The organism is Bordetella petrii, assembly GCF_017356245.1.
GTDB classification, from domain to species: Bacteria; Pseudomonadota; Gammaproteobacteria; order Burkholderiales; family Burkholderiaceae_B; genus Bordetella_A; species Bordetella_A petrii_D.
This window is the reverse complement of record NZ_JAFMZZ010000004.1, coordinates 1113422-1135150: the sequence shown is the minus strand read 5'-3', so window position 1 is coordinate 1135150 and position 21729 is coordinate 1113422. Positions and strand designations below refer to the sequence as shown.

The window sequence follows — 21729 nt, the reverse complement described above, 5'->3', positions numbered from 1 at the left end:
TCCTTCGGTTTCCCTCGCTCGGCCCCGAGGCGCCCCGCCCGCACCGCCAACGCCCAACCGACTCGCATTGGCCTCAAGCCCGGACATCGCCGGGGCGGGTGGGGTTCTTGCCTGTTTGGCTCATGCTTCTGGGAAGGGAAAAATTTTGCGGGGCCGCGATATCAGGCCGCCCAGCGCGGCCCGATATCGCATTCGGGCGGCGCAATGCGCAGTGCACGAATGGCCATCGGCGCCGCGCAGGGCGGCGCCGATGGCCGGCCCCGCACGATTTTTCTCTTTTCAAGGTGCAATCCCCCACGAAGGCAAGAACCCCAGCCGCCCCAGTGGTGCGTCGAATATGGACTACCGCGAGCCGAGGCGGCGCCCTGGGGGTGGGCGGGCGCCTCGGGGCCGAGCGAGGGAAACCGAAGGAGGCCGCAGGCCGACGAGGTTGACAACGCGTTGTCTGGCGCGAAGGCGCCAGACCGGTCCCGTGAAGCCCGCCCACCCCCAGGGCGCCGCCTCGACGCCCAGAAGAACCATCAACTACACAACAACTAGAGCACCACCCGCAAATGCTCATCCAGATGCACAGTAGGCGTCACTCGCCAGCCGCTTTGCGCGTATCGCAGCCAGCGCCCCAGCACCAGGTGGGTCAGCAGGCTGGCGTGGGCGGTGATGTTGGCGTCGGGGGCCAGGTCGCCGTCGCTGACGGCCACGCGCAGCGACTGCTTCAGCGTGGCTTCGATGCGGTCATTGATGTGGTTGATGCGTTCCTGCAGGCGGTTGTCTTCGGTGACCAGCGCGTCGCCGGTCAGCACCCGCGTCATGCCCTTGTTGCGCTCGGAAAACGCCAGCAGCATCGACACCGTCTTGCGCGCCTGGCCCAGGCCGTGGGGTTCGGCGGCGGCGATCTGGTTGACCAGCGTGAACAGGCTGACTTCGATGAACTCGATCAGGCCCTCGAACATCTGCGCCTTGCTGGCGAAATGGCGGTACAGCGCGGCTTCGGAAACCTGCATGCGCGCGGCCAGCGCGGCCGTGGTGATGCGCGCCGCGTGCGGCTGCTCGAGCATTTCCGCCAGGGTCTGCAGGATCTGGGTCTTGCGCTCGCCGGGTTTGCTTGCCATGGGATGACAATGGGTGGTGGAAGAGGGGCCGCGGCTAGCCGCGCAGCGGACGGCGGCGCAGCAGCAGGTCGCTGACCGAGTTTACCCGCAAGTCGACGTAGCCTGGCCGGTGGTTGGCGCCCCGTGCAAATGGCGTGCCCGGGTGATACACATGGACAGTGCGCAGCCCGGCCTGGCGGGCGCCGCGCAGGTTCAGCAGCGTGTCTTCGACCAGCACCGCGCGCGCCGCGGGCACCCCTTCGCGCGCCAGCACGTAGCGCAGCAGCGCGGGCGAGGGTTTGGGGCGGAACTCGCCATGCAGGCGCATGTGCTCGATGGCCCACAGGCTGTCGAAATGGCGCAGGATGCCCAGGCGCCGCAGCACGGCGCGCGCGTAATGGAAGGGCGCATTGGTCAGCAGCACCTTGCGGCCCGGCAGCTGGCGCAGCTTGGCCGCCAGGAATTTCTCGGCGCGCACCAGCGGATCGATGTCGAAATCATGGCTGCGGCGCAGGAAGGCGTGGGCGTCGATGCCGTGGTGGCGCACCAGGCCGATCACGGTGGCGCCGTAGCGGCGCCAATACTGGGCGCGCAGCCGGTTGGCGGTATCGATGTCCACGCCCAGCGTTTCAGCCACCGCCTCGGTCATGCCCTGGTCGATGCGCGGGAAAATCGCGTACGAGGTGTCGTGCAGGGTGTTGTCCAGGTCGAACAGCCACAGGCGGTCGGGCACGCCCGTGGCGGCGCGGCGCGAACGGCGCTGGCGCGCCGCCGGCCGCAGCAGGTGGCGATGCACCTGCATCAGTGCGAGCTGATCATGGTGCCGACGCCCTGGTCGGTCAGAATTTCCAGCAGCAGGCAGTGGGGAACCCGGCCGTCGACGATGTGAACCGAGTTCACGCCGTTCTTGGCGGCATCCAGCGACGAGGCGATCTTGGGCAGCATGCCGCCCGAGATGGTGCCGTCGGCGAACAGTTCGTCGATGGTCTGGGCCGACAGGCTGCGCAGCAGCTTGCCGCTTTTATCCAGCACGCCCGGGGTGTTGGTCATCATCAGCAGTTTTTCGGCGCCCAGCACTTCGGCCATCTTGCCGGCCACCACGTCGGCGTTGATGTTGTAGGCCGTGCCGTCTTCGCCGTAGCCGATGGGCGAGATCACGGGAATGAACTGGTCGTCTTGCAGGGCCTTGACCACCGCGGGCTCGACCTGGGTGATGTCGCCCACGAAGCCGATGTCGATGGGTTCGTCGGGGTTTTCTTTGTTGGCCATGAGCTTTTTGCGGGCCTGGATCAGCATGCCGTCTTTGCCGGTCAGGCCGACGGCCTTGCCGCCGACCTCGTTGATCATCATGACGATGTCCTGCTGGACCTGGCCGCCCAGCACCCATTCGACCACTTCCATGGTCTCGGCGTCGGTCACGCGCATGCCCTGCACGAAAGTGCCCTGCTTGCCGATGCGGCGCAGGGCGTCGTCGATCTGCGGGCCGCCGCCGTGCACCACCACCGGGTTCAGGCCCACCAGCTTGAGCAGTACCACGTCGTGGGCAAAGCTGCGCTGCAGGCGTTCTTCGGTCATGGCGTTGCCGCCGTACTTCACCACGATGGTCTTGCCATGGAATCGTCGTATGTACGGCAGCGCTTCGGAAAGAACGGCCGCTTTGACAGCGGGCGACGAGACGGCGGCAGGGTCGGGGGTGTCGGTCATGGCAAGAAGAGCTCGGCTAAAGAGTGAAAAAAGACGTGAAAAGGAAAAATGCCTGCGCCGGCGCGGGCTCGGCGCTGCCAGGGCAAGCATACGGCAGATTGTAGTCCGGGCTCGTTACTTATACCCAAAACCTATGATGTTATGCCCGACAAATAACCGGCATTCAGGTAAATTGGGGGCGTTTTTGCAACGGCCGCGGCCTATCCGGCCCAGGCGGCCCTTTCCGTTCCATCCCACGAGGTTACCTATGCGCTTTCTTCTTGCCCGGACAGCCCTGCTGGCGTCCGCTTTCTTCCTGGCCGGCGCCGCCCACGCCGACAAGCTCATCGTGGGGGCCACCCAGGTGCCGCACGCCGAGATCCTGGAAGTGGTCAAGCCCGTGCTGGCCAAAGAAGGCGTCGAACTGGACATCAAGGTATTCAGCGACTACGTGCAGCCCAACCTGCAGCTGGCCGACAAAGAACTGGACGCCAATTTCTTCCAGCACAAGCCGTACCTGGATACCTTCAACAAAGACCGCGGCACGCACCTGGTGTCGGTGGGCCTGGTGCACGTCGAACCCTTCGGCGGCTATTCGCGCAAGATCAAATCGGTGGCCGACCTGCCGTCGGGCGCCACGGTGGCCATCCCGAACGACCCGTCCAACAGCGGCCGCGCCCTGTTGCTGCTGCAGAAGCAGGGCCTCATCAAGCTGAAAGATCCGTCCAACATCGTGGCCACGCCGCTCGACGTGGTCGAGAACCCCAAGAAACTCAAGTTCCGCGAGCTCGAAGCCGCCATGCTGCCGCGCGCGCTCGACGACGTCGAGCTGGCGCTCATCAATACCAACTACGCGCTCGAAGCCGGACTGGTGCCCACCAAAGACGCGCTGTTCATCGAAGGCGCCGATTCGCCCTATGCGAACCTGGTGGCCGCGCGCCCCGACAACCAGAACTCGCCCGCCATCAAGAAGCTGGTCGATGCCCTGCATACTCCGGCGGTGAAGCAGTTCATCCTGGATAAATACAAGGGCGCGGTGGTGCCGGCCTTCTGATTTTTTCCGCCCGCCGGCCTGCGCGAACGCCCCGCTTATGCGGGGCGTTCGCCTTTCAGGGTGATGCGGTGCATGACCCGGCGGTGGCCGTGGTAATCGTTGACCGGATTGTGCTGGGTGCAGCGGTTGTCCCAGAAGGCGATAGTGTCGGGCTGCCAGGCGAAGCGGCAGGTGAATTCCGGCTTGACCTGGTGGTTAAACAAGAACTGCAGCAGGGGCGCGGACTCTTCGCGGCGCATGCCCTTGATGCCGATGGTATGCGCCACGTTCACGTACAGCGCCTTGCGGCCGGTTTCGGGATGCGTGCGCACCACCGGGTGTTCGGCCACGTATTCCTTGGGCGCCGCCTCGCGGCCATCGGTGCGGACGCGGTCTTCGCGCGTCTTGGACACGTCGGCCTGGGCCGAACTGCTGATGCCCACCAGTCCGTCCAGCAGGCCGCGCATCGTGTCCGACAGCGATTCGTAGGCCAGGTACTGATTGGCGAACATGGTGTCGCCGCCATAGGGCGGAATTTCCCGTGACAGCAGCATCGAGCCCATGGGAGGCTCTTCCAGGTAGGTGGTGTCCGAATGCCAGATGCCGCCGAAGTTCAGGGTTTCGTGCTCCAGCTTCTTGATTTCGATGATGGTGGGATAGCCTTCCAGGCCGCGCACGAACGGGTATTCGATGGGTTCGCCCATGGCCTGCGCAAACGCCAGGTATTGGGCAGGCGTGAGCTTCTGGTTCTTGATGAAAATGACCTGGTGGTCGAGCAGGGCCTGGCGCACGGCGGCGGCCTGAGCGGCCGTCAGGCCGGGGGCCAGGTCGATATCAGACAGTTCGGCGCCCAGCGCGCCGGCGATTTTCCGGATTTTCATGGCGGTCGGTTCCAGGGCGGGGCGCAGCGCGCCCCTGCAACGGACTACATGTTATGCCGGGCCGGGGGTGGGGACAAATCAAATAATATTAGGGATTATTCAGGGGGATTGAACAATTTCCACCCCTGGATGCCGCCGGGCCGCTAGCCGGCGGCCAGCGCTTTTTCGATGGCGGCGTGGAATTCGACGGGGTCGTATTCGCCCAGGTAGCGCTTGATGATGCGCCCCTGCTTGTCGATCAGGAAGGCGGTGGGCGTGAGCTTCACGTCGCCGAAGGCGCGGGCCACATCGCCCTTGACGTCGAGCGCCACGGGGAAGGGCAGCTTGCGCGTTTCGGCGAAATTCAGTACATAGTTGGGCGGGTCGTAGCTCATGGCCACGGCCACGGCTTCGTAGCCCTTGGGCGCGTATTCGTTATAGGTTTCGATGGTGCCGGGCATCTGCTTGACGCAGGTGACGCAGCTGGTGGCCCAGAATTTCACCAGCACCACCTTGCCGCGCAGGTCGTGCATGCTGAAGGTCTTGCCTTCGATGGTGGTGAAGGCCACGTCGGGTGCGGCGGGCGCCGGCCGCCACACGAACCAGGCGCCGATGCCGGCCGCCACCAGGATGGCCAGGGTGAGAATGAGCTTTTTCATTTACTTGATCGGTATGGCCTGCACGCCGTTGACCGCGCCGCCGCCGCCGGATTCGATGGGAGCGGCGTGCTGCTGCGTAGCAGTATTGGACTGGGCGCCTTGCGGCTGAGTTCCCGGGCCCGACAGCCGCAGGGCTTCGTCGCGGCTGATGACTTCGAACAGCTTGACCACCTTGGCCACGCCGCCGACTTCGGAGGCGGCGGTGGCGGCATAGTTGCCTTCGGCTTCGGTGACCAAGCCCATCAGGTATACCACGCTGCGGTCGGTCGTGACGGCGATGGTGGCCGACGGCACGTACTTGGTGTTGAGCAGCGCGGTCTTGACCTTGGAGGTCAGCCAGGTGTCGTTCGAGCGGGTGCCGAACGAGGCGGCCGGGCCGATGTTGAGCTGGTTGACCACCGACTTGACGTGCTGGATGCCCTGCGCCACCGTGGTGGCCTGGGCCTTGGCGGCCTCGGAGGGCACGTCGCCGGTCAGCAGCACCACACTGTTGTACGACATGGCATTGACGCGCGCGGCATCGCCCAGTTTTTCGCTGATCTGGCGCTCGGCCTTGAAGGCGATGTTCTGGTCTTCGAGCTGCGCGCCCGAGGTGCGGCGGTCGGTGATGACCACGGCGGTAGTGGCGGCGGCACCTCCGACGACCAGCGGCGCGCAGGCCGACAGGGACAGGGCGGTGCCGAGCAGGGCGGCCAGCAGCAGGGGGCGGGCAACCGTCTTGGCGTCGGGCATCATTCGGTGTCTCCTAGAAGAAGGGCATCTATACCGTCGCACAGCGCATGCAGCAGCAGGCCGTGGATTTCCTGGATGCGCATGGTGCGGTCATGCGGCACACATAGATGGACGTCGTGCGCAGCCAGGAGTTCACTGACCACGCCGCCGCCCTTGCCCGTGAGGGCGATGACGGACATTTCGCGCTCGTGGGCGGCCTGGATGGCGCGGATCACGTTGGCGGAATTGCCGCTGGTGGAAATCGCCACCAGCACATCGCCGGGCTGGCCCAGCGCGCTGACCTGGCGTTCGTAGATTTCTTCGAAGCCGTAGTCGTTGCCGACCGCGGTAAGAATGGCGGTGTCGGTGTTCAGGGCGACACCGGCCAGGGGCAGGCGCTCGCGTTCGAAGCGGCCCACCAGTTCGGCGATGAAATGCTGGGCGTCGGCGGCCGAGCCGCCGTTGCCGCACGCCAGTATCTTGCCGTTGTTGGCCAGGGCCGCGAACAGCAGGTCGACCGCGCCGGCCAGGGGGCCGGACAGCGCGTGCATGCTTTGTTCGCAGACGGCCATGGCGTCGCGGAAGTGCGACGTCATCCGAGAGGTCATATCCATGGCCGGCATTATCTCACGGCGCCGGGCAGGCTACAGGGTGAAGGCGGCCGGCAGCCAGTCCGCCTGGCCGGCCTCGAAGGCCACCACGTCGAAGCGCACCGGCGGAATCCGGCCGCCCCAATGGCGGCGCGCCAGGTCGGGCAGCAGCAGGGCGGCGCTGCGCAGCAGGCGGGCCCGCTTGGCCCGGCCGATGCTGGCCGCGGCGCCGCCGTAGCGGCCGCTGGCCCGGGCGCGCACTTCAACGAACACCAGCGTGTCGCCATCGCGCATTACCAGGTCGATTTCGCCGGTGCGGCAATGCAGGTTGCGCGCCAGCGGCACCAGGCCGGCGCCCGCCAGCAGCCGCAGGGCCTGGTCTTCGTGCGCGGTGCCGGCCCGCTGCGTGGGCGAAGCGCGCGGGGCCGGAGCCGGGGCGGGCCCGCGCGCGGCCCGCCGCGCGGCGGCCCGGCGCCGCTTGAGCAGGCGCTGCTGGGCCTGGCGGGCCCGCTCGTAGGCGATATCCAGGAAAAGATCGGACATGGGGGCTCCAGGGGGTGTTCGGGGCTTGGGTACGCGCTGGCCAGGGCGGGCGGCTACACTGGCACAATTTGCCGCCTAGCCGCCAGCCCCCCATGAATCAGAATGTCTCGCCCGAGCCCGCCGGCGACGCCTGGAGCCGCATGGCCGAGCGCGTGGCCGGCCAGCACTGGCCCGAAGCCGCGCTGTACGTCGTGGCCACCCCCATCGGCAACCTGGGCGACCTGGGCCTGCGCGCCTGGCAGGCCCTGGCGCGCGCCGACGTGATCGCCGCCGAAGATACGCGGTCCAGCCGCAGCCTGCTGGATGCCTGGGGAATCACCACGCCGCTGATGGCGGCCCACCGCCACAACGAAGCGGCCGCCGCGCAGGACATCTGCCAGCGCCTGGCGAAGGGGCAGCGGGTGGCGCTGGTGTCCGATGCCGGCGCGCCGGCTGTCAGCGACCCGGGCGCGCGCGTGGTGCGGGCCGTGCGGGCCGCGGGTTACGCCGTGGTGCCGGTGCCGGGCCCCAGTTCGGTTATTGCCGCGCTGATGGGCAGCGGAGCCACGTCCGACGAAAACCCGGCCTATGCGTTCGCGGGCTTCGCGCCGCCCAAGGCGGCGGCGCGCCAGCGCTGGCTGCGCTCATGGTGCGCGCTGCCCGCGCCGGTGGTGTTGTTCGAGTCGCCGCATCGGCTGGCGGCCTGCCTGGCCGACCTGCTCGAGGTCTGCGGCCCGGCGCGCATGCTGACCATCGCGCGCGAGCTCACCAAGCGGTTCGAGCAGATCGCCACGCTGCCGCTGGCGCAGGCGGCCGAATGGCTGGCCGCCGATCCGCACCGCGCGCAGGGTGAATTCGTGCTGATCGTGCATGCGGCCGAGGCCGCGGCCAGCGCCGCCGGCCCGGACGACCCGGCCACTGCGGCGCTGCTCGACGCCCTGCTCGAAAGCCTGTCGGTGCGCGATGCGGCGCGGGTGGCCGCCAAGGTCACCGGACAGCCGCGCGACGCCTTGTACGCGCTGGCCCTGGCGAGAAAGGAGTCCGCATGAAGCGCCTGGCGGCGAATGAAGCGGTGGCCTACCTGGACGCCGACACGCCGCTGGGCGGCTTGCGGCTGGCCGCCAGCGACGACGCGCTGCGCGGCGCCTGGTTCCTGGACCAATGGGACCTGCCGCCGCCGTCGCCGGCCTGGCGGCTGGCGCCCGACCATGCCGTCCTGGGCCAGGCGCGCGACGAACTGGCCCAGTGGTTCGCCGGGCGGCGGCGCGAATTCGACGTGGCGCTCGATCCGCAGGGCACGGCGTTCCAGCAGGCCGTGTGGCGGGCTTTGCTGGGCCTGCCTTTCGGCACGACTTGCAGCTATGGCGACCTGGCCCTGTCCATCGGCAGGCCGAAGTCGGTGCGGGCGGCGGCCCAGGCTATCGGGCGCAACCCCATTTCGATTTTCATCCCGTGCCATCGCGTGATCGGCCGCGACACCTCGCTGACCGGCTTCGGCGGCGGCCTGGCGCGCAAACAGGCCTTGCTGGCGCATGAGGGGCACCGCTATGCCGGGCGCAGCGCCCGGACCCGCCGCATCGACAACGGCCAGGCCGAACTGCCCTGGTAGTGGCGGCCCAGGTGTCTGACTCCCGCAGGGTGTCAGACACCGTACGACTGGGATGGCTGTGGCCTGCAGCGGTGTCAGGCACCTGCGGAGCCTGACACCTGGCTCCCCGGTTCAGGGAGTAGCCAGGCTGGGCAGGATGCCGGTGCGGTCGGCCACCTGACGGGCCGCGCCCAGGGCGGCGGCCCGGTCACTGTAGGGGCCGATGCGTACCCGGTACAGGCTGCCGGCCTGTTGCACCACGGCCGATGGTGTGCCGGCCGCGGCGTCCAGCTGGCTATTGACACGATGCATCAGGGTCTGGGCGTTGGCGGGCTGGCTGAACGCGCCCACTTGCAGGTACACGCCTTGCACCGTGGACGGCGCGGCAGCGGAAGCGGCCGCTGCCGGCGCGAGTTCGGTCATGGTCAGTTCGCTGCCGGCCGGCAGCGGGGCCGGATCGGCCGATGCCAGCGCGGTGGGCTTGCCGCCGGCCGTGCCCGCCGTGCCGGACACGGCCTTGCCCTGCGACTGGGCCACGCGGATTTCTTCGGGCAAGATGCGTTCGACCGTGACTTCGCCGCTGCCGGGCCCGATGATGCCCAGTTTGCGCGCCGCGGCATACGACAGGTCCATGATGCGGTTGCTGTGGAACGGCCCGCGGTCGTTGACCCGCACGATGACCGTGCGGCCGTTGATGCTGCTGGTGACCCGCGCATAGCTGGGCAGCGGCATGGTGGGGTGGGCCGCCGTCATGGCGTACATGTCGTAGATCTCGCCGATGGACGTGCGCTGGCCGTGGAACTTCTTGCCATACCACGAGGCAATGCCGCGCTCTTTGTAGGGATGGTCGTCGTCGGCCACCGGCACATAGCGCTTGCCGAACACGGTATACGGGCGGTTCGCGCCGCTGGCCAGCGGTTCGAGCCGGGGCACGGCATCGGGGATGTTGTCCAGGTCGGACGGCGGGTTGGCTCCCGGGCCGTCGTCCTGGTAATAGCCGCCGGCCTTGCGCGTGCCGGTCGACGAGCATCCGGTGACCAGCACGGCCAGCCCCACCAGCACCGGCGCGAGAATCAGGCGGCAGCGGTTCATGTGGGTTCTTCCGGGAATTGCGTGCGGTGGCGCACCAGCAGCGGATCGTGATCGGAAAAGCGCAGCGCCAGCTGCTCGACCACATACACCGAGCGGTGCTGGCCGCCGGTGCAGCCGATGGCGATCGTCAGGTAGTTGCGCGTATCTTGCGTGTACTGCGGCAGCCAGCGCCGCAAGTAGCCGGTAATGTCGTCGATCATCTGGCCGACGATCTCGAAGCCGGCCAGCCATGTGGCCACAGGCTCGTCGCGGCCGGTCAGCGGGCGCAGGTTGCGGTCGTAATAGGGATTGGGCAGGCAGCGCACGTCGAACACCAGGTCGGCGTCGCTGGGCACGCCGCGCTTGTAGGCGAACGATTCGAAGGTCAGCACCAGCGGCGGCCGATCGGCCTGGACCAGGTCGCGGATCCAGGCGCGCAGCTGGCCGGGCGTCAGGTCGGAAGTGTCGATGACGTGTTCCTGGTCGCGCAGCGGGGCGAGCAGGTCGCGTTCGAGCGCAATGCAGTCGAGCAGCGACGGCGCCTGGCCGCCGCGCGACAGGCGGTCGGTAAGCGGGTGGCGGCGGCGCGATTCGGAATAGCGCTGGGCCAGGGTGTGCGTATTGGCGTCGAGGAAGATCACGCGCAGCGAGGTGCCCATGGCGCGCATGGCGGTAATGACGCCCGGCAGTTCGGCCAGTTCGCCCGGCGAGCGCACATCGATGGCGATGGCGACGCGTTCCAGGCCGTCGTCGCGCGCGCCGGCGACGAATTCGCTGAGAAAACGCACCGGCAGGTTGTCGATACAGGTGTAGCCGGCATCTTCCAGCATGCGCAGCGCCACCGACTTGCCGGAGCCGGAGATGCCGGTAATGAGGACAACTTTTAGCATGGTCTTGATTGTTGCATGATTTTGCCGTCAGAATGCGCGCGCGATGTCATCTGATATGGCCGTAAACTGCACGACTGATCCTGTACCGCCCTGCCGCGGTGGCGTAACCTTGTGCCGCCCCGGGGGTTTCGCCCCGCTTATCGCATACGCAGCAATGTCAGCAATTCCCCTTTTCTACTATATGTCGCGGGTGCCGCGCTACCTTGCCGTGCTGGCGGCGGCTGGCGCGGCGCTGGCCTGGCCGGCCGCGCCGGCCGCCGCCCAGGATGCCGCCCAGGATGCCGCCACCCTGCGGCCCGGCACCATGCAGGCGCGGGTCGCGGCCTGTACGGCCTGCCATGGCGAACAGGGCAAGGCGGGGCCCGATGGCTACTATCCGCGGCTGGCCGGCAAACCGGCCGGCTACCTGTATCACCAATTGCTGAATTTCCGCGATGGTGTGCGCCAGTACCGTCCCATGGCGCATCTGCTGGCTGGGCTGCCCGACGCCTATTTGCGCGAAATTGCCGCTTATTTCGCCGATCAGCACGTGCCGTATCCGCCGCCGGTGCGGCCGGCCGCGTCGGCCGGCATGCTGGAACAAGGCCGCGTGCTGGCCATGCACGGCGACCCGGCGCGCGGGCTGCCGGCCTGCGTGGCTTGCCATGGCGCCGCGCTCAGCGGCCTGGACCCGGCCATTCCGGGCCTGCTGGGCCTGTCGCGCGACTACATCGGCGCGCAGATCGGCGGCTGGAAGAACGGCCTGCGCCATGCGGCCGCTCCTGATTGCATGGCGGACATCGCCAACAAGCTTACGCCGCAAGACATCGGCGCCCTGTCGGCGTGGCTGTCTTCGCGCCCCGTGGTCGAACCTTACGCGCCGGATCCGGCCGGTTCGACGAACTTGCCTGCCGAATGCGGCAGCCAGGCGCAACGCTAGGGGGCCGGCATGAAGCGCATCATCACCTATTGTCTGCTGACCCTGCTGCTGGCCTGCCTGGCGGTGGCGGCCACGCTGTACTGGATGGGCACGCGCGACGACACCTCGGCGGGCACCGCCGCGGCGCCGGCCGATGCCGCGCGCATGGTAGACCAGGGGCGCTACCTGGCGCGCCTGGGTAACTGCATGGCCTGCCATACGGCGCAAGGCGGCAAGGCCTATGCCGGCGGCACGGCAATTCCCACGCCGTTCGGCACGTTGTACGGCCCGAACATCACGCCCGACCCGCAAACCGGCATCGGCACCTGGAACGCCGACGATTTCTGGCAGGCGCTGCACAACGGCAAGTCGAAAGACGGCAGCCTGCTGTATCCGGCTTTCCCGTACACCGAATACACCCGCGTGTCGCGGGCCGACGCCGACGCGCTGTTCGCTTATCTGCGCACGGTCGAACCGGTCAGCCAGCCCAGCCGTCCGCATGAGCTGGCGTTTCCCTACAACCAGCGCGGCCTGCTGGCCTTCTGGCGCGCCCTGTATTTCCAGCCGGGCGTCTACCAGCCCGATACCGGCGAAACAGTGCCATGGAACCGCGGCCGCTACCTGGTCGAGGGGCTGGGCCATTGCGCGGCCTGCCACGCGCCGCGCAACAGCCTGGGCGCCACCCGCGCGGCGGACGGCCTGGCCGGCGGCCTGATCGCCGGGCTGGACTGGTACGCGCCGCCCCTGGGCAACGACCCCGCCACGGGGCTGGGCCGCTGGAGCGCGCAAGACATCGCCACCCTGCTGCAGACCGGCATGGCGCGGCATTCCACCGCCAGCGGGCCGATGGCCGAAGTGGTGCTGGGCAGTTCGCAGTACCTGAACGACGCCGATGCGCTGGCCATGGGCACTTACCTGAAATCTCTGCCGGCCGCGCCGGCGGCGGGGGGCGCGCAGCCGCCCGGGCCGTCGGCTGCGCTGATGGACATCGGCGGCAAGCTGTACCGGCAGCACTGTGCGGTGTGCCACCAGGACCAGGGGCAGGGCAGCGGCATCGCCTGGCCCGCGCTGGCGGGCAACCCCACGGTGACGGCGCCCTTGCCGGTGAATGCCATTCGCGTGGTGCTCGATGGCGGATTCGCGCCGGCCACGGCAGCCAATCCGCGTCCGCATGGCATGCCGCCGTTCGCGCCGGTGCTGGGCGACAACGACGTCGCCGCGCTGGTTTCCTATATTCGTTCCAGCTGGGGCAACCAGGCAGGCCGCGTCACGCCTTTCGAGGTCAAGCGCGTGCGCGATGCATCCACGCTGAATTAACCTGGCCCGGCCGCCGCCCGGCCGCGGCGCCGGCCAGCCAGGCGGCCCAGTTCGCGCACGGCGTTTTCCATGCGTTCGTCCCATGGGTGCCCGTAGTTCAGGCGCAGGGCATGGCCGAATTGCCCGCTGGCCGAGAAAATCGGACCAGGCGCCACGCTGATGCCCTGCGCCAGGGCACGGCGGTGCAGTTCCAGGGCCTCGGCGCCGGGCGGCATTTCCAGCCACACGAAGAACCCGCCCTGCGGACGCGTGACGCGCGTGCCCGAGGGGAAATAGCGCGCCACGGCATCCAGCATCCGTTCCTGCTGGGCGGCCAGCGTGCCGCGCAGCCGGCGCAGATGGCGGTCGTAGCCGCCCCGTTCCAGGTACTGCGCCAGCGCGCCCTGGGCCGGCCCCGAGGCCGACAGCGTGGTGGCCAGCTTCAGGCGCTGCACCGCCCGTGCGTACCGGCCCGCGATGGCCCAGCCGATGCGGAACCCCGGCGCCAGGCATTTCGAGAACGACGAGCAGTGCAGCACCAGGCCCTGCGTGTCGTAGGCCTTGGCCGGCAGGGGCCGCGCGTGGCCGAAATACAGTTCGCCGTACACATCGTCTTCGATCAGCGGAATCTGGTGGCGCGCCAGCAGCGCGACCAGGTCGCGCTTTTTCTGCTCGGGCATCAGGCTGCCCAGCGGGTTCTGGAACTGCGTCATCAGCCAGCAGGCCTTGGGGGCGTGGCGCGCGATGGCCGCTTCCAGGGCGTCCAGGGCAATGCCCTGGCGCGGATGGGTGGGCACTTCCACGGCCTTCAGCCCGCGCTGTTCCAGCGCCTGCAGCGCGCCATAGAAGGTGGGGGATTCGACGACCACCGCGTCGCCGGGCCGGGTGGCCACGTGCAGGCACAGGTTCAGCGCTTCGAGCGCCCCGGTGGTGATTACCACGTCGTCCGCGGCCACGGGCACGCCCGCCGCCCGGTAGCGCAGCGCGATCTGGCGGCGCAGGCGCGGGTTGCCGGGCGACAGGCCTTCTACAGTGTCGTGCGGGTCGAGGCGGCGCAGGTAGGCGGACATGGCCTGGCCCAGCCGCTCCAGCGGAAACAGCGTGGCGGCCGGGAATGCCGAGCCCAGCGGCGCGACCGCGCGGTCCTGCACGGAATCGAGAATGTCGAAGATGCGCTCGCTGATGGCCAGGGAAGTCGAGCCGCCCCCGGGGCGCGAGATCTCGGGCTCGGGCGGCAGGGCGCGGGGCAGCGCCCGCACGTAATAGCCCGAGCGCGGGCGGGCGTGCACCAGCCCGCGCGCTTCAAGCAGGTAATAGGCCTGGAATACGGTGGAAGGGCTGACGCCCCGGCTGGCGCAGGTTTCGCGCACCGATGGCAGCTTGTCGCCCTCGCACAGCAGGCCTTCGCGGATGGCGTGCGCGATATCGTCGGCCAGCGCCTGGTAGCGGGTCACGCCCATGGTGCCGGGGCCGCCATGGCGGCGCCCCTACTTGCTGCTTTGCAGGATCGCCATGGCCTGGCGTTCCATGAATTCGCCCAGGGTGTCGATGCCGCGCAGCTTCAGGATGGTGTTGCGCACGGCGGCCTCGACCAGCACCGCCAGGTTGCGGCCCGCCGCCACCTGCAGCATGACTTTGCGCACCGGCATGCCCAGCATGTCCTGGGTGATGTCCTGCAGCGGCAGGCGTTCGAATTTGTCCTGGGCGGTGGCGCGCACCAGGTGCACGATGAGCTTCAGGCGCATCTTGCGGCGCACCGAGGTCTCGCCGAAGATGGTGCGGATGTCGAGCAGGCCCAGGCCGCGCACTTCGAGCATGTTCTGCAGCAGCGGCGGACAGTGCCCTTCGATCATGCCGGGCGCGATGCGCGAAAACTCTACCGCGTCGTCGGCCACCAGGCCGTGCCCGCGCGAAATCAGTTCAAGCGCCAGCTCGCTCTTGCCCAGCCCCGATTCGCCGGTGATCAGCACGCCCAGGCCCAGCACGTCCATGAAGACGCCATGCACGGTGGTGGTGGGCGCCAGTTTCTTGCCCAGGTAGATGCGCAGCAGGTCGATGAGCTGAGCGGCCGCCACTGGGGTGGACAGCAGCGGCACCTGGTGCTGCTCGCACTGGTCGATCAGGTCTTGCGGCGGCGACAGGCCGTCGGCCAGCAGGATGGCCGGCACCCCGCCGATCAGCAGCTCGTCCATGTGGTGCGTGCGGCGGCGCAGATCGAAGCGGCTGTAGTAGGCCAGTTCTTCCTGGCCGAACACCTGGATGCGCGACGGGTGGATGAGGTTCAGGTGGCCGACCAGGTCGGCGGCCGCCATGCCGTCGTCGCGGATATTGCGTTCGGCGGCGCCGTGGCCCGCGATCCAGTTGAAGGGGATTTTGTCGGCGTTGTCGTCGACCAGTTCCTGCACGGTAAGCATGGCAGCGGCTCTGCGAGGGTCAGCGTTGGCCCGTGGTGAGCATCCGGTGGACTTCGGCCGGGTCGGTTTCGGTGGCCAGGGCTTCGCGCAGCGCCTTGTTGGACATCAGCTGGGCCAGTTCGGCCAGGATGTCCAGGTGCTGCTGCGTGGCGGTTTCGGGCACCAGCAGGCACATCAGCATGGTCACCGGCTGGCCGTCGGGCGCGTCGAACGGCACCGGCTGCGCCAGGCGCACGAAGGCCGCCAGCGGCTCTTCCAGCCCCTTGACGCGGCCGTGCGGCACGGCCACCCCTTGCCCCAGGGCGGTGGACCCCAGGCGCTCGCGGGCGAACAGGCTGTCGAACACGATGGTTCTGGCCAGGCCATGGTGGTTTTCGAAAAGCAGGCCGGCCTGCTCGAACGCCCGTTTCTTGCTGGTGGCGTGCATGTCGAGAACGACGTTGCCGGCGGGAAGGATGCGCGACAAATGATTCATGCGGGTCATTATATGGTTATATGCCGCAGTGCAAAAACCGCTTGCGGCCGCTCGCCTGTTGCAGAATCCGGCAAGCATAGTCGGTTCCGGGCGGCAGCGGGAGGGGGCAGGCAATGGGGGGTGATTTGCCGATGCCCCGGCGGGACAGGTACTGCATCTCGCGGGACACCGGGATCGGACAGATCCGCCAGTGGGATCAGGGTTCAAGCTCGGGTGTGTGTACGGCTCGAGCGGGGATGAAGCGCGGGACTACGGGGTTTGCTGCGTGGTCGCAGCGGCTTGTCGCTTCACTGACTCTGCCGTGTGGCTTTGCACCTTGTCTTTGTGCTTGAGGACCTGGCGGTCGATTTTGTCGGCCAGCAGATCGATGGCTGCGTAAAGGTTTTCATCCACGGCTTCGCAATGGATATCCTTGCCGCGCAGTCTCATGGTGATTTCGGCTTTATGCCGCAGGGGCTCTACTGAGAGCATGACCTGGGTATCGATCACGTGATCGAAATGCCGCAGCACTCGCGCCAGTTTATTCATGACATATTCCCGGATGGCCGGGGTGACGTCGAGATGACGACCGCAGATGCTCAGGTTCATAGTGCGCTCTCCTTCTGATAAGAGGAAATAGGTGCGCGGTAACGCGCGGGGTTTTTTAGGGAAGGGTCTCCTGTAGAGGGATGGGGATGGAGGGTGAAGCACCGGGCCGCCGCGGTGGTGCGACGGCCGTTAACACTAGTGTATAGACTCTGCCGGGTAAAACAAGCTGTCCCGGGACAAGCCCGGGACGCCCCTGGCGGGCGCGTCCCGGGCCTGGGGTTTTCCCAGGGGGCGGTTACATGCGGAAGTGTTCTCCCAGGTAGACGCGCCGCACGGCCGGGTCGCCGACGATTTCGTCGGGCTGGCCGTCGGTCAGCACCTTGCCTTCGCTGATGATGTAGGCGCGGTCGCAGATGCCCAGCGTTTCGCGCACGTTGTGGTCGGTGATCAGCACGCCGATGCCGCGGCCCTTCAGGAAACGCACGATGCGCTGGATTTCGATCACCGCGATCGGGTCGACGCCGGCGAAAGGCTCGTCGAGCAGGATGAAGCGCGGACGCGTGGCCAGCGCGCGGGCGATCTCGACCCGGCGGCGTTCGCCGCCCGACAGCGAGATGGCGGTATTGCCGCGGATATGGCCGATCTGCAGTTCATCGAGCAAGGCCTCGAGCTGTTCTTTGATCTGGGCTTCGGCCAGGCTCTTGCCCTGGGCGTCGACCTGCAGCTCGAGCACGGCCCGGATGTTCTGTTCGACCGTCAGGCGCCGGAACACCGACGCATCTTGCGGCAGGTACGACAGGCCCATGCGGGCCCGCTTGTGGATGGGCATCGCGGTGATCGGTATGTCGTCGATCTCGATGCGGCCCGCGTCGGCCGGCACCAGCCCGACGATCATGTAGAAGCTGGTGGTCTTGCCGGCGCCGTTGGGGCCGAGCAGGCCCACGACTTCGCCGCTGACCACCGACAGCGATACATCTTGCACCACGGTGCGGCCGTTGTAGACCTTGCGCAGGCCCGTGGCGCGCAGGCTGCCCTGCTTGACGCCGGAGGCGGATGGCGCGGGTGACGGCGTGGGGTTCTGAGTCATGTAAGTGCGGATGAAAACAGCGGGAAGGGGCGGTCAGCCGCCCTGCTTGGCGCCCGCGCCGCCCTTGGCGGCGCGGCATTCGGCAATGGCCGCGTCGGCCTTGGCGCGCGGCGCGGCGTACGAGCGCACGCGGCCGCCGGGCGCCGACGAGTTGGGCCCGCCCTGGGCCTGGTAGACGCCGGTTTTTTCGTTGTAGCGCACCCGCTCGCCGCGGATGGTGTCGAAGGGCTTGCCGCAGATGTAGCGGGTGACCAGCGCCTGGCCGATCAGGTCGAACTCGCCCTTGGTGCTGTTGTACTCGGCGCGCAGGCCCTTGCCTTCGATGACTTCGAAGGTTTCGGGGCGTTCCTGGCGGATGGTGACGAGCTTGCCCTTGTTGGCCGTGGCCGTGCCGAACTGGTTGCCGGCCTCGTCTTCATTGGCTTCCAGGCGGTCGGCCGTCAGTTTCATGAGGCCGCGCGTCAGCACGACATTGCCGGTGAAGATGCTTTGCCGCTTGATGTCGTCGTAATGCAGGGTATCGGACAGAATCAGCGTGCTGGGCTCTTCGGCGGGCTGCTGCTTCTGCTGCTGGGCGTGCGCGCAGGCGGCCGCGCTGAGCAGCACGGCGCCAAGGACGGCCTGCCACGGCCCGGCGGCAAAAGGCCGCCTCGAAGCGAGAGGGATGCGTGAGTGGGTCATGGTGAGTTCTGGGTGTTGCCGCCCGAGGGCCGCTTGCCTGTGTCGGAGCCGGCGATCTCGACGTCGGTGGAGGCCGACACCTGCAGTTGCCGGGTCGAGTTGTTGTAGCGCATGCCGGTGCCGCTCATGCGCGAATTGCCCTTTACCACCACCGCGGGCAGGTCGGTGTAGACCACGTCGTCGTCGGGCAGGATGATGAGCTGTTCGCTGCGCACGTCTAGCGCGTCGTTGTTGGCGTCCTGCTGGCGATGCACATGGGCGTTGCCGTTCATGACGATGCGCTTGCCGCCGTGTTCCATGATGGCGGTGTCCGAGGTGCCGACCGTGATGGGGTTGGCTTCCTGCTGGCCGATCGCCCGCGGGCTGGTGACGTGGTAGGAATCGTCGTCGGGGAAGTGCTCGGCGTATTTGCCTTCGAGGCGGTTGATCGGCTTGCCGGTGGGGGCGGTGCGCAGCATGACGAAATCGCGCGCCCAGGAGTCCATTTCGTGGGTCAGCCGCCGCGGCGGGTCGATGGGGATGGCGCGCTGGGCGTAGTCGGCGGCCCACCACGTGCCGACCACCAGGGCGATGAGCAGCGACAGTGCGATCAGGGCGGGGAAGCGTTCTTTCATGCCAGGTGGCGTGCGGTTACTGGATGGCGCCGGGGCCGAGCAGCCCGGGCGCCATCATGAAGGTGCCCAGCCGGCCCTGCGCGGCCAGCAGCAGGTCGCAGCATTCGCGCACCGCGCCGCCGCCGCCGGGCTGCGCGGCGACCCAGTGGGCCGCCTGGGCGATATAGCCGGGCGCATTGGCGACAGTGGCGGCAAAACCGGCCCGCTGCATGGCGGGCAGGTCGATGATGTCGTCGCCCATATAGCCGGTCTGGTTGAGTTCGACGCCGTTGCGCTGGGCAAGTTCCGCCAGGGCCGCGCCCTTGTCGCGCACGCCCTGCATGACTTCGGCAATGCCCAGTTCGGCGGCGCGGCGGTCGACAATGGGGCCCGACCGGCCGGTGATCAGCGCCACTTTCAGGCCGCCTTCGAGCAGCAGGCGCAGGCCGTGGCCGTCCAGCGCGTGGAAGCGCTTGAAGAGCTCGCCGTTTTCGCCGTAGTACAGGCTGCCGTCGGTAAGCACGCCGTCGACGTCGAACACCATCAGGCGCACGGCGGCGGCCCGTTCGCGCACCGCCGGCGTGATGCGGGCCAGCACCAGGGCTTCGGCGGGGTGGGTGGAAGAGCGTGGAGTTGTCATGGTCATACCACCTTGGCGGCCATCAGGTCGTGCATGTGCAGGGCGCCCAGCAGGGCGCCGTCGGTGTCCAGGACCAGCATCTGGTTCAGGCGCTGCTCGTCCATCTGGCGGGCCGCGTCCACGGCCAGCGCATCGGGGCCGATGCTGCGCGGCATGCGGGTCATGCCCTGGGCCACGGTCAGGCCGCGGATGTCGCCGTGGCGCTCGATCAGGCGGCGCAGGTCGCCGTCGGTGAAGATGCCGGTGGGCTTGCCGGCCGCGTCCAGCACGATGGTCATGCCCATGCCCTTGGCGGACATTTCTTCCAGCGCCGGGAACAGCGCGGACTGTTCGGCGACCGTGGGCAGCGCGGCGCCCTGGCGCATGACGTCGCGCACATGGGTGAGCAGGCGGCGCCCCAGCGTGCCGCCGGGATGCGAGCGGGCGAAGTCTTCAGGGCCGAAGCCGCGCGCTTCGAGGCAGGCCACGGCCAGCGCGTCGCCCAGCGCCAGCGCGGCCGTGGTGCTGGCGGTGGGCGCCAGGTTGAGCGGGCAGGCTTCCTGGGCCACGCTGGTATCCAGGTGCAGGTCGGCCAGCCGGGCCAGTTCCGAGGCCGGATTGCCCGTAATGGCCACCAGGCCGGCGCCCATGCGGCGGGCCACCGGCAGGATGGTCAGCAGTTCCTGGCCCGAGCCGGAGTGCGAGACCGCGATCAGGACGTCGTCGCGGGTGATCATGCCCAGGTCGCCGTGGATGGCTTCGGCGGCGTGCACGAAGAAGGCGGGCGTGCCGGTGGAGGCGAACGTGGCGGCGATCTTGCGGGCGATGTGGCCGGTCTTGCCGATGCCGCTGACCACGACGCGGCCGCGGCAGGCCATCAGCATGTCGACCACGCGCGTGAAACTGTCGTCCAGGCGCGCCGACAGGTCGGTAATGGCCTGGGCTTCGATCTGCAGGGTGCGGCGGGCCGATTCGAGCGCGGCGCCGGACGAGGAAGAGGGATGGTCGGTCATGGGCGGATTTTAATCGTAGTATCGCAGGTTGCCGCGGCCTGGGGGCTATGGCATGCTGGCGCGGAAAATTTCCGTTTCAACTCCCCCGATACAACTTTCGATCAGGTCCGCCATCATGTCCTCAGTTCCCGCGCCCGTGCTGGGCACGCCCCTGTCCGCTTCGGCCGTCCGCGTCATGCTGCTCGGCGCCGGCGAACTGGGCAAGGAAGTCACCATCGCCCTGCAGCGGCTGGGCGTCGAGGTCATCGCGGTCGACCGCTACGCCGATGCGCCGGGCCAGCAGGTGGCGCACCGCGCCCACGTCGTCCCCATGACCGACCCCGACGCCCTGCGCCGGGTTATCGAACAAGAACGGCCCGATGTGGTCGTGCCGGAAATCGAGGCCATCGCCACCGACGCGCTGGTCGAGATCGAAGCCGCCGGCATCGCGCGCGTTACGCCCACGGCCCGGGCCGCGCAGCTCACCATGAACCGCGAAGGCATCCGGCGGCTGGCGGCCGAAACGCTGGGGCTGCCCGTGTCGCCCTACCGGTTCGTCGATTCCGAAGCCGGGCTGCGCCAGGCCATCGACGACGGCATCGGCTATCCCTGCGTGGTCAAGCCGGTCATGTCTTCGTCGGGCAAGGGCCAGTCGGTCATCCACGGCCCCGACGACATCGCCGCCGCCTGGCGCTATTCGCAAGAGGGCGGCCGGGTGGGGGCGGGGCGCATCATCGTCGAAGGCTTCATCCGCTTCGACTACGAAATCACGCTGCTCACCGTGCGGGCGCGCGGCGCCGACGGCGCCATCCACACGCATTTCTGCGAACCCATCGGCCACCTGCAGGCCGACGGCGACTACATCGAAAGCTGGCAGCCCCATCCCATGCAGCCGCTGGCGCTCGAGCGCGCGCGCGACATCGCCCGCGCCATTACCGACGACCTCGGCGGCATGGGAGTGTTCGGCGTCGAGCTGTTCGTGGCGGGCGACCAGGTCTGGTTCTCGGAAGTCAGCCCGCGGCCGCACGATACCGGCATGGTCACCATGATCAGCCAGGTGCAGAGCGAATTCGAACTGCACGCGCGGGCCTTGCTGGGCCTGCCTGTGGACACCAGCCTGCGCCAGCCGGGCGCCAGCAGCGTCATCTACGGCGGCGTGGACGCCCGCGGGGTGTCGTTCCACCAGGTGGCGCAGGCACTGGCCGAGCCCGGCACCGACATCCGCCTGTTCGGCAAGCCCGAGTCCTACGTCAAGCGCCGCATGGGCGTCGCGCTGGCCGCGGCCGCCGACATCGACGCCGCGCGCGACAAGGCCAAGCGGGTGTCGGGAGCGGTGGCCGTCAAGGCTTGATGGCGCCTTCAAAAGCAAAGGCAAAGGCAGGCCGGGGCTTGGGGTAAGCCCTGAGCCCTGGCTGCGCGGGAGTCGGTTAGACTATTATTGAAATGTCGTT

The 21729-nt window shown here is 68.2% G+C and carries 25 protein-coding genes; 6 read left to right on the top strand and 19 right to left on the bottom strand.

The window, feature by feature from the left end:
• Positions 1–536: 536 nt before the first annotated feature.
• The 3 genes from slmA to argB are packed head-to-tail and all read right to left on the bottom strand — an operon-like array spanning position 537 to position 2792.
• Positions 537–1109 carry a nucleoid occlusion factor SlmA gene (gene slmA / locus J2P76_RS23470; RefSeq protein WP_207410539.1) on the bottom strand — a complete coding sequence of 191 codons (573 nt, stop codon included), beginning with the start codon at positions 1107–1109 and terminating at the stop codon, positions 537–539.
• 34 nt (positions 1110–1143) lie between these two features.
• Positions 1144–1890 (bottom strand): pyrimidine 5'-nucleotidase, encoded by a 747-nt coding sequence (locus J2P76_RS23465; RefSeq protein WP_207410538.1) that lies wholly within the window; start codon positions 1888–1890, stop codon positions 1144–1146.
• Complete coding sequence (gene argB / locus J2P76_RS23460) at positions 1890–2792, bottom strand: acetylglutamate kinase (protein ID WP_207410537.1); 903 nt, start codon at positions 2790–2792, stop codon at positions 1890–1892. The genes J2P76_RS23465 and argB overlap by 1 nt, the downstream gene beginning before the upstream one ends.
• A 247-nt stretch (positions 2793–3039) precedes the next feature.
• On the opposite strand from argB, the gene J2P76_RS23455 reads away from it, so the two are divergent.
• On the top strand, positions 3040–3825 hold the full coding sequence (locus tag J2P76_RS23455; protein ID WP_207410536.1) for a MetQ/NlpA family ABC transporter substrate-binding protein: 786 nt from the start codon (positions 3040–3042) through the stop codon (positions 3823–3825).
• Between the two features lie 35 nt (positions 3826–3860).
• Here J2P76_RS23455 and J2P76_RS23450 read toward each other — a convergent pair whose 3' ends face one another.
• The 5 genes from J2P76_RS23450 to J2P76_RS23430 form a co-directional block, all read right to left on the bottom strand.
• Positions 3861–4685 carry a TauD/TfdA dioxygenase family protein gene (locus tag J2P76_RS23450; RefSeq protein ID WP_207410535.1) on the bottom strand — a complete coding sequence of 275 codons (825 nt, stop codon included), beginning with the start codon at positions 4683–4685 and terminating at the stop codon, positions 3861–3863.
• Between the two features lie 143 nt (positions 4686–4828).
• Positions 4829–5323, bottom strand: a complete 495-nt coding sequence (locus J2P76_RS23445; RefSeq protein ID WP_207410533.1) for a peroxiredoxin family protein — start codon at positions 5321–5323, stop codon at positions 4829–4831.
• Positions 5324–6058, bottom strand: a complete 735-nt coding sequence (locus tag J2P76_RS23440) for a BON domain-containing protein (RefSeq protein ID WP_207410531.1) — start codon at positions 6056–6058, stop codon at positions 5324–5326.
• Complete coding sequence (locus tag J2P76_RS23435; protein WP_207410529.1) at positions 6055–6648, bottom strand: phosphoheptose isomerase; 594 nt, start codon at positions 6646–6648, stop codon at positions 6055–6057. The genes J2P76_RS23440 and J2P76_RS23435 overlap by 4 nt, the downstream gene beginning before the upstream one ends.
• 30 nt (positions 6649–6678) lie before the next feature.
• Positions 6679–7167: a YraN family protein gene (locus J2P76_RS23430; protein ID WP_207410527.1), complete on the bottom strand. Its 489-nt coding sequence runs from the start codon at positions 7165–7167 to the stop codon at positions 6679–6681.
• 92 nt (positions 7168–7259) lie between these two features.
• On the opposite strand from J2P76_RS23430, the gene rsmI reads away from it, so the two are divergent.
• Positions 7260–8195, top strand: a complete 936-nt coding sequence (rsmI, locus tag J2P76_RS23425) for a 16S rRNA (cytidine(1402)-2'-O)-methyltransferase (protein ID WP_207410525.1) — start codon at positions 7260–7262, stop codon at positions 8193–8195.
• The gene (locus J2P76_RS23420; RefSeq protein ID WP_207410524.1) at positions 8192–8755 is read left to right on the top strand and encodes a methylated-DNA--[protein]-cysteine S-methyltransferase; all 564 of its coding nucleotides are present in this window, start codon (positions 8192–8194) and stop codon (positions 8753–8755) included. The genes rsmI and J2P76_RS23420 overlap by 4 nt, the downstream gene beginning before the upstream one ends.
• A gap of 111 nt (positions 8756–8866) precedes the next feature.
• Here the strand turns inward: J2P76_RS23420 and J2P76_RS23415 are convergent, their stop codons facing one another.
• On the bottom strand, positions 8867–9826 hold the full coding sequence (locus J2P76_RS23415) for a septal ring lytic transglycosylase RlpA family protein (RefSeq protein WP_207410522.1): 960 nt from the start codon (positions 9824–9826) through the stop codon (positions 8867–8869).
• A complete protein-coding gene (rapZ, locus tag J2P76_RS23410; RefSeq protein WP_207410521.1) occupies positions 9823–10695 on the bottom strand; it encodes an RNase adapter RapZ in 873 nt (290 codons plus the stop codon). Before rapZ ends, J2P76_RS23415 begins: the two co-directional genes overlap by 4 nt.
• Positions 10696–10999: 304 nt before the next feature.
• Here rapZ and J2P76_RS23405 point away from each other — a divergent pair, with 304 nt between their 5' ends.
• Together J2P76_RS23405 and J2P76_RS23400 are read left to right on the top strand one after the other, a co-directional pair.
• On the top strand, positions 11000–11614 hold the full coding sequence (locus J2P76_RS23405; RefSeq protein WP_242697719.1) for a c-type cytochrome: 615 nt from the start codon (positions 11000–11002) through the stop codon (positions 11612–11614).
• A 9-nt stretch (positions 11615–11623) separates the two neighbouring features.
• Positions 11624–12910 carry a cytochrome c gene (locus J2P76_RS23400; RefSeq protein ID WP_207410517.1) on the top strand — a complete coding sequence of 429 codons (1287 nt, stop codon included), beginning with the start codon at positions 11624–11626 and terminating at the stop codon, positions 12908–12910.
• Here the strand turns inward: J2P76_RS23400 and J2P76_RS23395 are convergent.
• The 9 genes from J2P76_RS23395 to J2P76_RS23355 form a co-directional block, all read right to left on the bottom strand.
• Entirely contained in the window at positions 12907–14349 is a 1443-nt protein-coding gene (locus J2P76_RS23395; RefSeq protein ID WP_242697656.1) for a PLP-dependent aminotransferase family protein, read from the bottom strand. The two genes, J2P76_RS23400 and J2P76_RS23395, sit on opposite strands and share 4 nt — an antisense overlap.
• A gap of 27 nt (positions 14350–14376) precedes the next feature.
• Entirely contained in the window at positions 14377–15303 is a 927-nt protein-coding gene (gene hprK / locus J2P76_RS23390; protein WP_207410516.1) for an HPr(Ser) kinase/phosphatase, read from the bottom strand.
• A 19-nt stretch (positions 15304–15322) separates the two neighbouring features.
• Positions 15323–15778 carry a PTS sugar transporter subunit IIA gene (locus J2P76_RS23385; protein ID WP_207410515.1) on the bottom strand — a complete coding sequence of 152 codons (456 nt, stop codon included), beginning with the start codon at positions 15776–15778 and terminating at the stop codon, positions 15323–15325.
• Between the two features lie 249 nt (positions 15779–16027).
• Complete coding sequence (hpf, locus tag J2P76_RS23380) at positions 16028–16366, bottom strand: ribosome hibernation-promoting factor, HPF/YfiA family (RefSeq protein ID WP_207410513.1); 339 nt, start codon at positions 16364–16366, stop codon at positions 16028–16030.
• Positions 16367–16601: 235 nt separating this feature from the next.
• Positions 16602–17393: an LPS export ABC transporter ATP-binding protein gene (lptB, locus tag J2P76_RS23375; RefSeq protein WP_207410512.1), complete on the bottom strand. Its 792-nt coding sequence runs from the start codon at positions 17391–17393 to the stop codon at positions 16602–16604.
• Positions 17394–17426: 33 nt separating this feature from the next.
• Entirely contained in the window at positions 17427–18074 is a 648-nt protein-coding gene (gene lptA, locus J2P76_RS23370) for a lipopolysaccharide transport periplasmic protein LptA (RefSeq protein WP_242697655.1), read from the bottom strand.
• A complete protein-coding gene (lptC, locus tag J2P76_RS23365) occupies positions 18071–18688 on the bottom strand; it encodes an LPS export ABC transporter periplasmic protein LptC (RefSeq protein WP_207410510.1) in 618 nt (205 codons plus the stop codon). The genes lptA and lptC overlap by 4 nt, the downstream gene beginning before the upstream one ends.
• Positions 18689–18704: 16 nt before the next feature.
• Positions 18705–19313, bottom strand: a complete 609-nt coding sequence (locus J2P76_RS23360; RefSeq protein WP_207410509.1) for a KdsC family phosphatase — start codon at positions 19311–19313, stop codon at positions 18705–18707.
• Positions 19310–20299: a KpsF/GutQ family sugar-phosphate isomerase gene (locus tag J2P76_RS23355; RefSeq protein ID WP_207410507.1), complete on the bottom strand. Its 990-nt coding sequence runs from the start codon at positions 20297–20299 to the stop codon at positions 19310–19312. The genes J2P76_RS23360 and J2P76_RS23355 overlap by 4 nt, the downstream gene beginning before the upstream one ends.
• Before the next feature lie 115 nt (positions 20300–20414).
• Between J2P76_RS23355 and purT the strand changes: the two genes are divergently transcribed.
• A complete protein-coding gene (gene purT, locus J2P76_RS23350; protein WP_207410506.1) occupies positions 20415–21629 on the top strand; it encodes a formate-dependent phosphoribosylglycinamide formyltransferase in 1215 nt (404 codons plus the stop codon).
• Positions 21630–21729: the final 100 nt, after the last annotated feature.

Bases quoted from the DNA above. Each gene is read 5' to 3' on its own strand.
- J2P76_RS23405 (WP_242697719.1), top strand. From the start codon at position 11,000: ATGCAGGCGCGGGTCGCGGCCTGTACGGCCTGCCATGGCGAACAGGGC.
- lptB (WP_207410512.1), bottom strand. From the start codon at position 17,393: ATGACTCAGAACCCCACGCCGTCACCCGCGCCATCCGCCTCCGGCGTC.
- J2P76_RS23355 (WP_207410507.1), bottom strand. From the start codon at position 20,299: ATGACCGACCATCCCTCTTCCTCGTCCGGCGCCGCGCTCGAATCGGCC.
- hprK (WP_207410516.1), bottom strand. From the start codon at position 15,303: ATGCTTACCGTGCAGGAACTGGTCGACGACAACGCCGACAAAATCCCC.
- J2P76_RS23360 (WP_207410509.1), bottom strand. From the start codon at position 19,313: ATGACCATGACAACTCCACGCTCTTCCACCCACCCCGCCGAAGCCCTG.
- purT (WP_207410506.1), top strand. From the start codon at position 20,415: ATGTCCTCAGTTCCCGCGCCCGTGCTGGGCACGCCCCTGTCCGCTTCG.
- J2P76_RS23415 (WP_207410522.1), bottom strand. From the start codon at position 9,826: ATGAACCGCTGCCGCCTGATTCTCGCGCCGGTGCTGGTGGGGCTGGCC.
- J2P76_RS23395 (WP_242697656.1), bottom strand. From the start codon at position 14,349: ATGGGCGTGACCCGCTACCAGGCGCTGGCCGACGATATCGCGCACGCC.
- J2P76_RS23465 (WP_207410538.1), bottom strand. From the start codon at position 1,890: ATGCAGGTGCATCGCCACCTGCTGCGGCCGGCGGCGCGCCAGCGCCGT.
- argB (WP_207410537.1), bottom strand. From the start codon at position 2,792: ATGACCGACACCCCCGACCCTGCCGCCGTCTCGTCGCCCGCTGTCAAA.
- J2P76_RS23430 (WP_207410527.1), bottom strand. From the start codon at position 7,167: ATGTCCGATCTTTTCCTGGATATCGCCTACGAGCGGGCCCGCCAGGCC.
- slmA (WP_207410539.1), bottom strand. From the start codon at position 1,109: ATGGCAAGCAAACCCGGCGAGCGCAAGACCCAGATCCTGCAGACCCTG.
- lptC (WP_207410510.1), bottom strand. From the start codon at position 18,688: ATGAAAGAACGCTTCCCCGCCCTGATCGCACTGTCGCTGCTCATCGCC.
- hpf (WP_207410513.1), bottom strand. From the start codon at position 16,366: ATGAACCTGAGCATCTGCGGTCGTCATCTCGACGTCACCCCGGCCATC.
- J2P76_RS23455 (WP_207410536.1), top strand. From the start codon at position 3,040: ATGCGCTTTCTTCTTGCCCGGACAGCCCTGCTGGCGTCCGCTTTCTTC.
- J2P76_RS23400 (WP_207410517.1), top strand. From the start codon at position 11,624: ATGAAGCGCATCATCACCTATTGTCTGCTGACCCTGCTGCTGGCCTGC.
- J2P76_RS23440 (WP_207410531.1), bottom strand. From the start codon at position 6,058: ATGATGCCCGACGCCAAGACGGTTGCCCGCCCCCTGCTGCTGGCCGCC.
- rsmI (WP_207410525.1), top strand. From the start codon at position 7,260: ATGAATCAGAATGTCTCGCCCGAGCCCGCCGGCGACGCCTGGAGCCGC.
- J2P76_RS23445 (WP_207410533.1), bottom strand. From the start codon at position 5,323: ATGAAAAAGCTCATTCTCACCCTGGCCATCCTGGTGGCGGCCGGCATC.
- lptA (WP_242697655.1), bottom strand. From the start codon at position 18,074: ATGACCCACTCACGCATCCCTCTCGCTTCGAGGCGGCCTTTTGCCGCC.
- J2P76_RS23450 (WP_207410535.1), bottom strand. From the start codon at position 4,685: ATGAAAATCCGGAAAATCGCCGGCGCGCTGGGCGCCGAACTGTCTGAT.
- J2P76_RS23420 (WP_207410524.1), top strand. From the start codon at position 8,192: ATGAAGCGCCTGGCGGCGAATGAAGCGGTGGCCTACCTGGACGCCGAC.
- rapZ (WP_207410521.1), bottom strand. From the start codon at position 10,695: ATGCTAAAAGTTGTCCTCATTACCGGCATCTCCGGCTCCGGCAAGTCG.
- J2P76_RS23435 (WP_207410529.1), bottom strand. From the start codon at position 6,648: ATGGATATGACCTCTCGGATGACGTCGCACTTCCGCGACGCCATGGCC.
- J2P76_RS23385 (WP_207410515.1), bottom strand. From the start codon at position 15,778: ATGAATCATTTGTCGCGCATCCTTCCCGCCGGCAACGTCGTTCTCGAC.